The following is a 12,234-nucleotide window of genomic DNA, read 5'->3' as shown; positions in this document are numbered from 1 at the left end:
ATTTATTGCAGAGTACCGTCATAAAAAGTAGGTAATTTTATTTTCGGTGTGCAGTCTAAGGGCCGGATCCCTAGTCGCGATGACCATTCCTGCTCCATACGTAGAGCAGGATGTATTTACAAAGAGTAGAGCTGAAAATATGCCAAAGCGTAGTAAAGAAGATACCGAAATCACTATCCAGAAAATCATGGATGCGGTTGTTGACCAACTTCTGAGGTTGGGGTACGACAAAATGTCCTACACCACTCTTAGCCAACAGACAGGCATTTCACGTACGGGGATAAGCCACCATTTTCCAAAGAAAACGGACTTTACCTCGGCACTGGATGGGCGGATTTTTAAGTTGTTTGTGGAGCACCTTGATTTCGATAAAGGACTGGGTGAGTTTTCTCATAGCTGGATAGCCGCACTGGAAAATGACCAATTCCGTGCCATCCTCCGTCTGCTGTTTCACCACATCGTGGCGGCAGAGCGTGCCCATGATTTTGCCGCCAATGGCATCGATCGTTTGTATAAAATGGTGGATAGTCAGTTTGGCGAGGGCAGTGAGAAAGAGTTGGAATGGCTGATAGGTAAATCATTGATTCAGCTAAGTTAGCAGAATAAAAAAGCTCCGAATTTCGGAGCTTTTTTATTTTCACGTTTGAGCGTTATGCTGCGGCATGGACCAGTGGGAAGCCCAGAGTTGGGTGCTGAGCTACCAGCGCTTTGTAGCCATAGACATTTTCAATTATCTGCGGCGTTAACGCTTGCCATGGCGCAGCGTCTACAGCAATTCTCCCTTGATGCAAGATGACCAAACGATCCGAATATTGTGCAGCGAGGTTTAGATCGTGCAAGACCACGATGACGGCCGCATTTTCCTCTTTGGCCAGCTGACGCGCAATCGCCAACGTGTTGTGCTGGTGGGCAAGATCGAGTGCCGAAGTCGGCTCATCCAACATCAAGATTTTATCTTTCCCCGCTTGGTGTAATTGTGTCAGCACCCTCGCTAAATGGAGCCTTTGTTTTTCGCCGCCCGATAGCGAAGGGTAGACGCTTTCGGCAAGGTGTAACACATCGGTCTTTTGCATGTAATCTTGGGCCAGTTGGCTGACTTCATGCTGCGGCAGGCTTAAGGGGATCGCACCCAGCTCGACCACTTCACGTGCCAGAAAAGGAAAGGTGAGTGCGCTGCTTTGCGGCAAAAGACCGAGGTGGCGGGACAGTTCGGCGGGCTGCCATTGTGAAGCCGCTTTGCCGAAATATTCGATCTCGTTTGTCGATGAAATTTCGCGGCATAACAGCTTGAGCAAGGTACTTTTGCCTGCGCCATTTGGACCGAGCAATGCGCTCACTTCGCCAGCTCGAAAATCAATATCGACTTTGTTTAGCACCACTCGAGAGCCAAATTTGACCTCCAGTTGTCGACCACTTAGCACGACATGTCCACTCACAGCATTTTTCCTTTTTGTTGCAGTAACAGATAGATGAAGAAAGGAGCGCCAATCGCCGCTGTGACAATACCCACTGGCAGTTCTGCGGGGGCAACCGCGATGCGTGCAACCATATCGGCAGCTGTCAGCAGCAACGCACCAAGCATCGCCGAAATGGGGATCAGCTTGCGATGATCCGGTCCGGCGAGCATGCGGCCAAGATGAGGGATGACCAAACCGATAAAACCGACCGCGCCACAAATGCTGACCGTTACGCCGACGCCTACAGCCGCCAAAGTGATCAGCCCTCGCTTGAGTGATTGCACGTCAATGCCAAGGTGTCTCGCCTCGGCCTCTCCGAGTAACAGCGCGTTGAGTGGCATCGCTTTGCGGGCAAAGTAACCATAAAGAATCAGCATAGTGACCAGTGCAAGCATGATGGATGACCAACTGGCGGCGGCGAGAGATCCCATCGACCATAATGAGAGATCGCGCAAGGTTTGATCGTCGGCGAGAAAGTTGAGATAGCCAATCACCGCGCCAGAAATGGCGCTAATGGCGACACCCGCAAGTAGCATGATGGTGGCTGACGTACCGAACTCGCTCGCGCCAATACGATAGACAAGCCATGTTGCGCCCGCACCGCCGAGAAAGCTAAACAGCGGCAAAATCGCCAAGTTCATCAGCTGCGGATATAGGTGACTGACTTGAGAAAGGCCGACAATTGCCACTGCGCCGCCGAGCGCGGCACCGGCCGAGACGCCGATGATGCCGGGTTCGGCTAATGGGTTACGAAACAAGCCTTGCATTACTACGCCACACAACGCGAGGATCGCGCCGACCAACATACAGAGCAAGGTGCGTGGCAGGCGGATCTCGCGGATCACGATGTCGATATGCGCTGGTAAGTCGCCTAAATTAAGTAAGCTGTGGAAAGTGTCATTGGCGCTGATGTTCATCGGCCCGACGGTCACTGAAGAGACCGCGGTTGCAACTAACAGCAAGCTAAAAAAGCACAGCACTTGGGCAAGAGAAAGACGGCGTAACATGATGATCACTAGTTGGTGTAGAGAAGCTGATTAAGACGCTCAGCTTCGGCTAAGCTTTTTAGACCTAAGCCACCCACAAGGGCTGACCCATCGATGGTGACTATCTGTTTGTTGATGCCAGCTGGGGTTGCAGCAAGTAGCGGTAACATCTTGATGATTGCATCCGGCCCGCCTAATTTTTCATAGCTTCGGCCACTGACCAAAATCACATCGGGCTGCATTTCGACCATGGCCTCTGTTGACAGCGGTTTGTATGAGTTCAATTGTGTCGCGGCGGGGTTGATGGCTCCAGCGAGCTTGATGATGGCATCTGGCGTAGTGTCATTGCCAGCCACGCTGGGCGCGCGACCATCGTGGATCAAAAGAAACAGCACTTTCTTTTTACTGCTTTCGGCCGGTTGATTGCTGGAGAGCTTGGCCACTTGCTGGGTCACGATCTGTTTCAACTGAGAGGCTTCTGCGGTTCGATCAACTAGTTGAGCAATATCGTCGATACGCTGCATCAAGCCGTCAACATCAGCGTCGGTGTTGACCACTTTAACATCCACACCGGTGGATTTAAGCTGTGCTAGCACAGGTGCTGGGCCCATTTCATCGGAGCCGACGAGCGTGGTTGGGTTTAGAGCCAGTAATCCTTCAGCGGAGAGGCTGCGGTGATAGCCAATTTTGGGCAGTGATACCGAATCGGGTAGATGGCTCGTGACATCGACGCCGACTAAACTTTTCTCAGCGTGGAGGGCAAAAACCAGCTCAGTCACGGCGCTGCCTGCGCTGATTAGGCGTTCCTCTGCGGCGGCGGTTTGGCTCACCATCACTGTACCAAGCAGAGCGATGCTCGCAGCGACGGTCGTCAGTTGCTTTTTCATAGATGAAATCTCTTATTGCGGTGGTTCGGTAAGAAGTTGTGTCGCTTTAATGCCGCTCTCTTGAAGAAATCCGAGCACCCTCACCAGATGTTGAATGTCGGCGGTTTTATCTGCGCCAATCACCACGGGTTTGTCTGAGTTTTTGCTTTCTTCAATTAAAGCGAGCGTAAAGTTGTCCCAATCGATGTAACGTTGACCATTGATCGCCCAGTGCGGCTCGTCAGCCAAAATATTGATGGTCAATGACTGCTTTTCGACTGGTGCAGCGGCGTTGGAATCGCTGCTTGGCAAGTCAACATCAATGGAATCGAGCTTAACAGCTGCGGTCAGCATCAAAAACACCATCACAATGAAGATGATGTCGAGCAGTGGAGTGAGATCGGGTGTTAAGCCATGCGAGTTGTCAGGTGGCGGCGCTTTGATCATTTCAGCTCCGTCGTCAGTTCGGTCGCAGTGCGCTGAGCTTGTGGAGAAACGTGCTGTACGGCAACGCCTTCCAGCCACAAGTTGACGTAGTTGAGCGTGTGCTCCAGTTTGGCCATCACTCTATCTGCCCAAAGCCCAAGTAACTGCGCTCCTGCAATTGCGGGCAGGGCAATCAATAAGCCAGCGGCGGTGGTGCGCATTGCGAGGCCAAGACCATCGGCGAGATCGTTGGGAGTGATATTACCGCTGGAAGCCGCGACGCCTTTAAACATCTCAATCAGCCCCAGTACGGTGCCGAGCAGGCCAATTAAAGGGCTGAGCACGCCGATCAGAGTGAGCAAGCGTAAGCCAGAATGAAGTTGATGGCGTTTTTCTTGTAGCCACATTCCAGCGGCATCTTCTCGCAAGGATTTCGCAAACGCGTGATGTGCCAGTAACATGGCGACCCCTTTGTAAAGCAGTGGACGCTTCAATGCTAGGCGTTCGGCCAACTGTTCAATGTGCAGGTTATTGGTGGGCGAAATAGTGTGCAACTCACGGCGAATGGCACGTTTACCAACCCCAAGACTCAGCACGACTTGAATGGAACGCTCGACAAGGATCATCACCATCACAGTGGAACAAATGATTAGCGGCCAAGCCATTAGCCCAAGTTGGCTCTGTAGTTCGTGTATATGTTGCATAGTTAATCCAATGAAAAACGAACGGGAACTCTGATGCGAGAAGGCATTCTTCTGCCGTTCTCAACGTGTGGAGAGAAGCGCCAAGCTTTGGTCGCTTTTAACGCAGCGTTATCCAACATCTCTGTGCCGCTGGAGGCGATCAGCACCGATTTGATCTGCTCGCCTTTTTCATCGAGCCAAATCTCAATCATCGCGGTGCCTTCGATGCCTCTTTTTTGTGCAAGACGAGGGTATTTCGGTGGCACGGGTCTTTCGAGATAACTTGGTCTGTCGACCAGTACTGGTAAACTGCTCGCCCCTTGCGCGCTCTGCGCTGGTGTCGGTTTGCTGCTCGGTTGTGGATCTTCAGCCACGTTTTGCTTTACTTCTGCCGGCTGTACTTCTGTCTGCTCTGCTTGAGTTTCAACCTTGTCCGTTGCCACTGTTGGCGTTTGTTTGGCTTTGACGGGCTGCGCTTTTACTGGCGGTTTGATAGCCTCTTTCTTAACCGGCTTGTGCACTTTTTCTCGTTGAATGGGTTCTGGCTGAGGCTTTTTTGCCTCTTCTACCACTGGTTTTTTTTTGACGGGTGGATGTTGCGGCTCAACTTTTGCTGCCGGTGGCTGAGGCTTAACCGCAACAAGATTCACCGCCACGGAAGAAGATTGATTTCCAGCGGTTGCAGCAAAGGCTTGCTTCTCATCTGCAACAAAAAGTATGGCAGCGTGCAGCACGAGAGACGCCATTCCTGCGAAGACATATCTAGGTAAGTTCACAATGTTCATACTGTCCAATCAAGCTAACTGGGCGAGATTATTACCTACAATACAAATAATATCAATTATCAATTGCATTATCATTTGTCTGATTTTATCATTTGCCCAGTTTAAAGAATTAGGCTCACCAAGCTTCATCTGGCGAGTAATAAGCGAGTAACTATGACGCTTAATTTAGAGAAGTACGATCAATCGATTCTTGGTGCGAACACCCCCGATCCACTGCGGTTTGCATTTGCACAAAAACACGCTGCGCACGCAGGGGGAGGAAGTCGCCCCGTGGCAGCGGACAAAATGAGTCCGACGTTCCAGCAGCTGATGTCTCAGCAAGAGAGCACCAAGCAAAAGCGTTGTCTTTATGTGCACATTCCATTTTGTCGCGTGCGCTGTACCTTTTGTAATTTCTTCCAAAATGCGGCTAGCCGTCAGTTGGTCGATAGCTATTTCGCCGCCTTGATGGCCGAAATTGAACTCAAAGCGGCACAGCCTTGGACGCAAAACGGCGTGTTTCATGCAGTCTATGTTGGCGGCGGAACGCCAACGGACTTGTCGCCGAAACAGGTCGAGCAGCTCGGCACGATGCTGCGCAGCCGCTTTCCATTGGCGGCTGACTGCGAAATCACTTTAGAAGGCCGAATCAACCGTTTTAGCGATGAGATGTATCAAAGTACGCTAAAAGGTGGTTTTAACCGTTTCTCCTTTGGCGTGCAGAGTTTTGATACCTTAGTAAGACGCAGCGCCAAACGCTTAGACGACAGAGAGCAAGTGCTTTCTCGCATTAGTGAGCTGGCTGGTTACGATGAAGCGCCCATCATTGTTGATCTGCTTTACGGTTTACCGCATCAAACTGAGCAAGTGTTGCAGCAAGATCTGCAGGATTTCATCTCAACCGGTGCGCATGGTTTAGATCTGTATCAACTGGTCGTTGGTGGCAGCGCGCCCATGCTCAACTTAGTCGAAAAAGGCCGTTTGCCTGCACCCGCAACCACCGCAGAGAAGGCGTCTATGTATCAACTGGGTGTTGAGTTTATGCAAGCGCACCACCTCAAGCAGCTCAGTGTTAATCACTGGGCGACGGACAATCGCGAGCGCAGTTTGTATAACAGTTTGGCAAAAACCTACGCTGAAGTGTTGCCAATTGGTTGTGGTGCGGGTGGCTCGATTGGTGGTTATGGTTTGATGCAAGAGCGCCAGCTTGATAGCTATCTCGAAGCGATGAGACAGCAACGCGTGCCCTTGATGCTGATGACAAAGCAGCACCGCTTAGAGCCAATTTTTTCAGCGTTAAAATCGGGTTTTGATCGCGGTGTGCTGCAAGCCTGCCAGCTAGCTGATTTTGCTGGAATAGATACGTTTGAGTATCTGCGTCCACTGTTTGAAGTTTGGCAGCAAAAAGGGTTAATTGAGCTGAATGGGCAGAGTCTGGTGCTAACGTTAGCAGGCAGCTTTTGGGCGGTGACACTCGCTCAAGCTTGCATCCAAGTACTAAGCTCTGAGTATCAGCAGCAACAACAGCAAATTTACGATATTGCGCTGTAACAACAGCGCAATTTATTGAATAAACCAAGAACTTTTGGAAGCAAAATGAACGAACTACAAGCAAAAGTCGCAGAACTGTTGCAACAAGAACCAACGCTGTTGCCGGGGGCAATGGCCGAACGCCTTAATGTGTCAGAGCTGGATGTGGTCAGTGCCTTGCCAAGCGACATGGTGGTAATGCTACCGGGTGAAATGGCTCAGTCTGTATTGGAAAGTCTGGTCGACTTCGGCCCAGTGACGACGATAGTTCACGCTTTTGGTTCGATATTTGAGGTGAAAGCGCCGTTTCCCAAAGGAAAAGAAGCGAGAGGCTACTACAACCTGATGGGGCGTCAAGGTGAGCTGCACGGCCATCTCAAGCTGGACAACGTTAAAGCGGTTGGTTTAGTGAGCAAGCCTTTTATGGGGCGTGAGAGCCACTATTTCGGCTTTTTCTCCCAGAGTGGGGAAAACATTTTTAAAATCTACCTTGGCCGTGATGAGAAGCGTGAGCTGATTCCACAGCAAGTGGAGCGTTTTAAAGCCATGCAAGCTGAGTTTGCAAAGTAACAGAATAAGAGTGAGGAGAAAGTCATGGATCCGCAGGTAAAACAAGAACGACTACAAGGCCGCTTAGAGCCGGAGATCAAAGAGTTCCGCCAAGAGCGTCAAACCTTGCAACTGGCGACGGTTGATAAAGATGGCCGCCCAAATGTCAGCTACGCGCCTTTTGTACAAAATCAAGAAGGTTACTTTGTGCTGATTTCGCAAATCGCACGTCATGCACGCAATCTCCTAGAGAATCCACAAGTCTCTTTGATGATGATCGAAGATGAAGACTCTGCAAAGCAGCTATTTGCGCGTAAACGCCTGACGTTTGATGCGGTCGCCAGTGTGGTGGAGCGCGATAGCCAACTTTGGCAGCAGGTGATTGGTCAGATGCAAGAGCGCTTTGGTGAAATTGTTGCAGGCTTAAGCCAACTGGAAGATTTTGTCTTATTCAACTTAAAAGCTGAACGGGGTTTGTTTGTCAAAGGCTTTGGTCAAGCGTATCAAGTGTCTGGTGAGGATTTGGTCGATTTTGTTCATTTGCAAGAAGGGCACCGCCAGATCTCTAATGGCTAAGCTCAACGCTGGTAAATATTCATGATTTTAAGGGAGTTAGGTATACTGACTCCCTTTTTTATCGGCTGGAGATACGTTGTGAAACCCGTCAGTAAAGTCATGGCAGAGCTCTGTTATCCGTTTATTTATGAAGAGAGTCCTGTGTGTGATTTTGAAATTGCCGCAGATGAACTCTGCTGCCGAGTTGGCCTCGTCCTGAGCATGCAGCCGCTCGACCCACTGGTGCAACAGGTGCTAAGCCGACTGCAAGCGAACATCTATCACCTCAATGGTTCAGTGCGTGGTAAGTTAGCGATCGGCGAAGAGGATGTTGATGCATTGATTGCCGATTATGACGCGCTGCGTGAAGCCTTGTCCGGTGGTTTCGCTGGATTTGTGCTGCCGGGTGGTCATCCGGTGTCGTCACAATTGCACCTTTGCCGCTGTCAGGCGAAAAAGGTAGTAAGGGCCTTGGTTGCGATTGAACACAGTGGCCTGAAGTCGCCCGCACCAATCCTATTTCGCTATGGCAATTTGCTGGCCAATGTGATGTACGCGCTTGCCTCATACACGAACCAAGTTAACCAAGTGGAAGAAACGGAGTTTATTAGCAAAAGCTATCCGATGCCGAAACGACAGTAATGAAAGCAAGTAAAGGAAAGAGGAGGCGGATTACACCGCCTCTTTGGATTTTTCAAGCGCTCGCGCCCCACGTAGCATGGCCTCTACCAGCTCACCAGCATTGAATTTTTCCAGAGCCTCGTGCGCACCCACTTGATGGGCACGGTCAACACAAATTTCACTCGAGAGCGAAGTGTGCAAAATACGATAGGAGCGATTAAGCGCCGGATCGTTTTGTACTTCAAACGCCAATTCATAGCCATCCAACCCCGGCATTTCAATGTCGCTGACCAGTAAATCAACCGGACGACCTTGTTCGGCTTCACGGCGCATTAATGCTAGTGCATCCGCGCCGTTTTTGCATATTTGGTAAGAGATATTGATGCTGTCCAACGCATCGCTTAACTGCTTACGGGCAATCGACGAGTCATCCACCAGCAAGATGCTTAATGCTTTGAGTCGTTCGCGTTCAATGTCGGTGAGCATCGGAATCTTAGTATTTTCATACTGCGGGTAAATTTTTGAAAGCAGCAGTTCGACGTCCAACATCTGCACAATTTCATTGTTGTAACGGGTGATACCAGTGACAAACACATTGTGTCCGGCACTGGCTGGGGGCGTCTCGATGGAGCGCCAGTCACAATCGATGATTTTCTCAATCGAACGCACCATAAAAGCCACGACAGTGCGCAAGCAGTCTGTGACGATCAAATAGCTATTTTTGTATTCCGATTTATCAATCGGGCGAAAACCAATCGCCGCCGACATATCGATGACTGGAACGGTCAGGTTACGAATCGTCACAGTGCCGATGACGTGGCGGTGCGAATAAGGAATTTGCGTGGTGGGCAAATATGGCACGATCTCCCGAACTTTGAGCGTACCAATAGCGAAATTTTGCTTTAGTGTCAGCTTAAACACCAGCATTCCCTGCGATTGATTTGCCTTACTAGGGGCTTTAGCCATACTGTTACCTTGCTTAACGTCATTTTTTACTGTCAATCTTACTGCATAATGGCTCACCTTCAAGGGATATCGACGACGAAAGTGCGATAGAGCTATCTCATCAGCAATTAATGACCCGATTGAGGACTTCAGGTAAACTTGCGAACTTTGACATTTTTGAGGGGAATAGCATGGCCCAAACAGCAGCGGCGTTGCACATTTTGGTGAAACACAAAGAACAAGCGGAAGAGATCATTGCGCAACTGAAAAAAGGGGCAAAATTTCACGTACTCGCCAAAAAGCATTCCCTTTGCCCATCCGGTAAACGCGGTGGTGACTTGGGAGAGTTCAAACGTGGTCAGATGGTTCCTCAGTTTGACAAAGTGTGTTTTAGCGGCGAAGTGCTTACACCACATCTGGTAAAAACAAAATTCGGCTGGCATGTGGTGAAGGTGCTGTATCGGACGTGATAAGCGTTAAGCTTCGCTAGTCATCTGCTGATTGAACAGAGCGTTTTAGGGCAAAATATGGACGTTATTCTCTACAGTGCGAAAGGCTCCAACAGCTCGGAGCGAGTGGAATGGGTGCTGAATTACAAGTAAATCGCCTATCGGCGGATAGAAGTGAGCAGCGAAGCGCTTGCTGGCAGTTATCTCAATATTAATCCTTTTGGTTACGTACCCGCATTGTCAGTGGATGGCGAGATCTTCTCAGAGTCCATGGCGATTATTGAGTACCTTGAAGAAAGTGGCGACAATTGGCCTTTACTCGGGCGAACGCGCAGCGAAAGAGCCCATGTCCGACGAGTATGCGAGTACGTTAACGCCAGTATTCATTCACCACAAAATAGAACGGTGTTGGCGTTTTGGCGGCCAGAGCTGGGCGAGAGAGAAACGCGGGTCTTGCGTGGTCAGTGGATTATGCGTTGCTTGGATAAATTGCGTGCAGCTTTGTGTTGTGATTCAGGCTATGTCATCGGTCATCACTTCTCGCTGGCGGACATTTTTGTCGCCTCAATCTACAAAAAAGCGCGGCAACATGGTTGTGTTGAGGACGCGTTTTACCGCAATCATCTGCTGCATTTAAGAGCAGATAAGAAGATCGCGGAGTCAGAGCCACACCCTTAAGAGCTACTTCGCACAACCCAATGTTAAGAGTGCACTGCATTTGCAACACGATTGAGCATCGAACGCAGACTGCCTAAAGCGATCACTTTATGAAAAGGAATGATCGCCAGCAGGTAAAGATAACCAATCCAAGTGTGGGTATTGACTAAGGTCGAAAGCGTAAACTGCCCGGGCGCATGTTTGACGATAGAAAGAGAGACACGCATGTGCTTATCTTCAGTGGAACAGATGATCTCGTCTGCGCAGAGTGACTCGACGTGATGCAGACCGATACCTTTGCCTTCTCGAAGTTGTTGTGCATTCAGCGCAACTTTCCCCGCCGAAATAGCAAAACCAAACGGTTTTACCAGCACATTTCTCAGCGCCATGAGCTTTTCGACACTCTTTGGTAAATGGCCAAAAACATCGACATAGACTTCGCTTGGTGTGCGGTTGGTGTCTGTGATTTCAAAGCGCAAAGCGTCACTAAACCCTCTTTTCTGTTGACGGCCAAATAAGGCGCTCTGGCTTGGTAAAGGGACAGAGTGTATCTGCGTCATAGTAGCTCCTTAAACAGTAGTTTTATTTCTCTTCTCACTTCCGCACCACCAATTAGCGCCAGTAATATCAAGCCGCCGGGCACCAGTATTAGCATCAAAATCGGACGCATAACATAAGAGAAAAGAAAGATCCCCGGTAGAAATATAAACCATTGAACAATCTTTAAGATCAGGTTTTTCACTATAGGTTGCATAAAATTTCTCCAATAAATTGAGCGTGCTCATTTTTATAATTGAGCGCGCTCAATTTGTCAACTTTGATCAGGAAAGGTATTATCCTTCCTAATGAGTTTGAGATGGATAAAGCATGAGTAAGCGAGATCAGACAAGAGAGCGTATCCTAGCCGCTGCGTGGCAACTATTTGAAACACAAGGGTATCAAGAAACCTCAACACGGCAGATTGCAAGAGAAGCGGGCGTTGCCGATGGAACGGTGTTTAGCCATTTTGCGACTAAACTGGCTATTTTACGTGAGGGTATGATGAAGCAGTTGTCGTTGCTTGCACAGCAAGGTGTGTCGAATCCATCTCACGACGCTTTTGAGCTCGGCTTGCAGTTTGCGCGGGTCTATTACAGTTACTACTTTGCCAATGTCAATTTGAGCCGCGCGCTGCTCAAAGAAGTGCTCTGGGACATGGAGTACTATCAATCGTTCAATCAAACCTTGTTTGCGACGATGAGTTTGCCTGACGCGTTGAGAGACAAAATTCCTTTACTATTGGATTGCTACTTCATGACACTCGTGACTCATCTGGGTATGCCGGAGCCTGATCTGGAAGAGGCGTTACAAGCCTTGGCTAATAAATATCAATGCTTACTGGCGCAATGAATCACGGTCAGTAATAGCTTGGTTTGATGATTTACTTGGATTAAGTTCACAAATTTGATGTGATTCATCTCAGTGTTTTTTTGCTCTCAAGCCTAATTTCAAATACTTATCGTCAGATTGTCTTTCCAAAATGAAACGTGCATTTCCTTTTTTATTGTTTTAAAACAGTAAGATAAGGTGTTTCTGCCTATGTGATCTCATTTCTCCATAACTCTAGGAAGGATGATAGTTGGCCACTTGGTCGATTTCTACGCCCTGTATTTCCTCCCGTTTGTACATTCACTAGGTGGATGGCGAATAGCCAGTTCGCTCTATAATTTTCTTCAAGCGCACCGAAGCGACATAGCGATACGCTAC

15 protein-coding genes and 1 pseudogene are annotated in these 12,234 nt (G+C 49.2%); 8 read left to right on the top strand and 8 right to left on the bottom strand.

The genetic code is table 11. The features are described from left to right. Nucleotides 1-139 precede the first annotated feature (139 nt). Entirely contained in the window at nucleotides 140-598 is a 459-nt protein-coding gene (locus EA26_RS12600) for a TetR/AcrR family transcriptional regulator (protein WP_039427962.1), read from the top strand. A 52-nt stretch (nucleotides 599-650) separates the two neighbouring features. Here EA26_RS12600 and EA26_RS12595 read toward each other — a convergent pair whose 3' ends face one another. From EA26_RS12595 to EA26_RS12570, 6 genes are read right to left on the bottom strand one after another with little or no spacing between them, the layout of a single operon-like run. Further along, complete coding sequence (locus EA26_RS12595) at nucleotides 651-1,436, bottom strand: heme ABC transporter ATP-binding protein (protein WP_039427960.1); 786 nt, start codon at nucleotides 1,434-1,436, stop codon at nucleotides 651-653. Then, nucleotides 1,433-2,467: a FecCD family ABC transporter permease gene (locus EA26_RS12590; protein ID WP_404976588.1), complete on the bottom strand. Its 1,035-nt coding sequence runs from the start codon at nucleotides 2,465-2,467 to the stop codon at nucleotides 1,433-1,435. Before EA26_RS12590 ends, EA26_RS12595 begins: the two co-directional genes overlap by 4 nt. A 5-nt stretch (nucleotides 2,468-2,472) precedes the next feature. Further along, the gene (locus tag EA26_RS12585) at nucleotides 2,473-3,330 is read right to left on the bottom strand and encodes a heme/hemin ABC transporter substrate-binding protein (RefSeq protein ID WP_039427956.1); all 858 of its coding nucleotides are present in this window, start codon (nucleotides 3,328-3,330) and stop codon (nucleotides 2,473-2,475) included. A gap of 12 nt (nucleotides 3,331-3,342) precedes the next feature. Next, nucleotides 3,343-3,756, bottom strand: a complete 414-nt coding sequence (locus tag EA26_RS12580; protein ID WP_039427953.1) for an ExbD/TolR family protein — start codon at nucleotides 3,754-3,756, stop codon at nucleotides 3,343-3,345. Next, nucleotides 3,753-4,439: a MotA/TolQ/ExbB proton channel family protein gene (locus tag EA26_RS12575; protein WP_039427951.1), complete on the bottom strand. Its 687-nt coding sequence runs from the start codon at nucleotides 4,437-4,439 to the stop codon at nucleotides 3,753-3,755. Before EA26_RS12575 ends, EA26_RS12580 begins: the two co-directional genes overlap by 4 nt. A 2-nt stretch (nucleotides 4,440-4,441) precedes the next feature. Further along, on the bottom strand, nucleotides 4,442-5,203 hold the full coding sequence (locus tag EA26_RS12570; RefSeq protein WP_226978271.1) for an energy transducer TonB: 762 nt from the start codon (nucleotides 5,201-5,203) through the stop codon (nucleotides 4,442-4,444). Nucleotides 5,204-5,356: 153 nt separating this feature from the next. Here EA26_RS12570 and hutW point away from each other — a divergent pair, with 153 nt between their 5' ends. The 4 genes from hutW to EA26_RS12550 all read left to right on the top strand — a co-directional run bounded on the left by hutW (nucleotide 5,357) and on the right by EA26_RS12550 (nucleotide 8,458). Continuing rightward, a complete protein-coding gene (gene hutW, locus EA26_RS12565; RefSeq protein WP_039427949.1) occupies nucleotides 5,357-6,733 on the top strand; it encodes a heme anaerobic degradation radical SAM methyltransferase ChuW/HutW in 1,377 nt (458 codons plus the stop codon). A gap of 45 nt (nucleotides 6,734-6,778) precedes the next feature. Beyond that, nucleotides 6,779-7,282 (top strand): heme utilization cystosolic carrier protein HutX, encoded by a 504-nt coding sequence (hutX, locus tag EA26_RS12560; RefSeq protein WP_039427947.1) that lies wholly within the window; start codon nucleotides 6,779-6,781, stop codon nucleotides 7,280-7,282. 24 nt (nucleotides 7,283-7,306) lie between these two features. After that, nucleotides 7,307-7,837, top strand: a complete 531-nt coding sequence (hutZ, locus tag EA26_RS12555; RefSeq protein ID WP_039427944.1) for a heme utilization protein HutZ — start codon at nucleotides 7,307-7,309, stop codon at nucleotides 7,835-7,837. 78 nt (nucleotides 7,838-7,915) lie between these two features. Next, the gene (locus tag EA26_RS12550) at nucleotides 7,916-8,458 is read left to right on the top strand and encodes an ATP:cob(I)alamin adenosyltransferase (RefSeq protein WP_039427942.1); all 543 of its coding nucleotides are present in this window, start codon (nucleotides 7,916-7,918) and stop codon (nucleotides 8,456-8,458) included. A gap of 30 nt (nucleotides 8,459-8,488) precedes the next feature. Here the strand turns inward: EA26_RS12550 and EA26_RS12545 are convergent, their stop codons facing one another. Further along, nucleotides 8,489-9,403, bottom strand: coding sequence for a chemotaxis protein (locus EA26_RS12545; protein WP_039427940.1), 915 nt, complete (start codon nucleotides 9,401-9,403; stop codon nucleotides 8,489-8,491). 170 nt (nucleotides 9,404-9,573) lie between these two features. Between EA26_RS12545 and ppiC the strand changes: the two genes are divergently transcribed. Both ppiC and EA26_RS12535 read left to right on the top strand, forming a co-directional pair. Next, a complete protein-coding gene (gene ppiC / locus EA26_RS12540; RefSeq protein ID WP_039427938.1) occupies nucleotides 9,574-9,852 on the top strand; it encodes a peptidylprolyl isomerase PpiC in 279 nt (92 codons plus the stop codon). 57 nt (nucleotides 9,853-9,909) lie between these two features. Next, nucleotides 9,910-10,509, top strand: a pseudogene (locus EA26_RS12535) (glutathione S-transferase family protein). 23 nt (nucleotides 10,510-10,532) lie between these two features. On the opposite strand, the gene EA26_RS12530 reads toward EA26_RS12535, so the two are convergent. Further along, on the bottom strand, nucleotides 10,533-11,048 hold the full coding sequence (locus tag EA26_RS12530) for a DUF2867 domain-containing protein (RefSeq protein ID WP_039427936.1): 516 nt from the start codon (nucleotides 11,046-11,048) through the stop codon (nucleotides 10,533-10,535). A 307-nt stretch (nucleotides 11,049-11,355) separates the two neighbouring features. Here EA26_RS12530 and EA26_RS12520 point away from each other — a divergent pair, with 307 nt between their 5' ends. Then, nucleotides 11,356-11,877 (top strand): TetR/AcrR family transcriptional regulator, encoded by a 522-nt coding sequence (locus EA26_RS12520; protein ID WP_039427931.1) that lies wholly within the window; start codon nucleotides 11,356-11,358, stop codon nucleotides 11,875-11,877. The last annotated feature ends 357 nt before the right edge of the window (nucleotides 11,878-12,234 follow it).

This window comes from Vibrio navarrensis (assembly GCF_000764325.1).
Classification (GTDB): domain Bacteria; phylum Pseudomonadota; class Gammaproteobacteria; order Enterobacterales; family Vibrionaceae; genus Vibrio; species Vibrio navarrensis.
The sequence above is the reverse complement of the archived record's forward strand: the minus strand, read 5'-3'. Positions and strand labels throughout refer to the sequence as shown.

Bases quoted from the DNA above. Each gene is read 5' to 3' on its own strand.
- EA26_RS12600 (WP_039427962.1), top strand. From the start codon at position 140: ATGCCAAAGCGTAGTAAAGAAGATACCGAAATCACTATCCAGAAAATC.
- EA26_RS12545 (WP_039427940.1), bottom strand. From the start codon at position 9,403: ATGGCTAAAGCCCCTAGTAAGGCAAATCAATCGCAGGGAATGCTGGTG.
- hutX (WP_039427947.1), top strand. From the start codon at position 6,779: ATGAACGAACTACAAGCAAAAGTCGCAGAACTGTTGCAACAAGAACCA.
- EA26_RS12570 (WP_226978271.1), bottom strand. From the start codon at position 5,203: ATGAACATTGTGAACTTACCTAGATATGTCTTCGCAGGAATGGCGTCT.
- EA26_RS12530 (WP_039427936.1), bottom strand. From the start codon at position 11,048: ATGACGCAGATACACTCTGTCCCTTTACCAAGCCAGAGCGCCTTATTT.
- EA26_RS12580 (WP_039427953.1), bottom strand. From the start codon at position 3,756: ATGATCAAAGCGCCGCCACCTGACAACTCGCATGGCTTAACACCCGAT.
- EA26_RS12585 (WP_039427956.1), bottom strand. From the start codon at position 3,330: ATGAAAAAGCAACTGACGACCGTCGCTGCGAGCATCGCTCTGCTTGGT.
- ppiC (WP_039427938.1), top strand. From the start codon at position 9,574: ATGGCCCAAACAGCAGCGGCGTTGCACATTTTGGTGAAACACAAAGAA.
- hutW (WP_039427949.1), top strand. From the start codon at position 5,357: ATGACGCTTAATTTAGAGAAGTACGATCAATCGATTCTTGGTGCGAAC.
- EA26_RS12575 (WP_039427951.1), bottom strand. From the start codon at position 4,439: ATGCAACATATACACGAACTACAGAGCCAACTTGGGCTAATGGCTTGG.
- EA26_RS12520 (WP_039427931.1), top strand. From the start codon at position 11,356: ATGAGTAAGCGAGATCAGACAAGAGAGCGTATCCTAGCCGCTGCGTGG.
- hutZ (WP_039427944.1), top strand. From the start codon at position 7,307: ATGGATCCGCAGGTAAAACAAGAACGACTACAAGGCCGCTTAGAGCCG.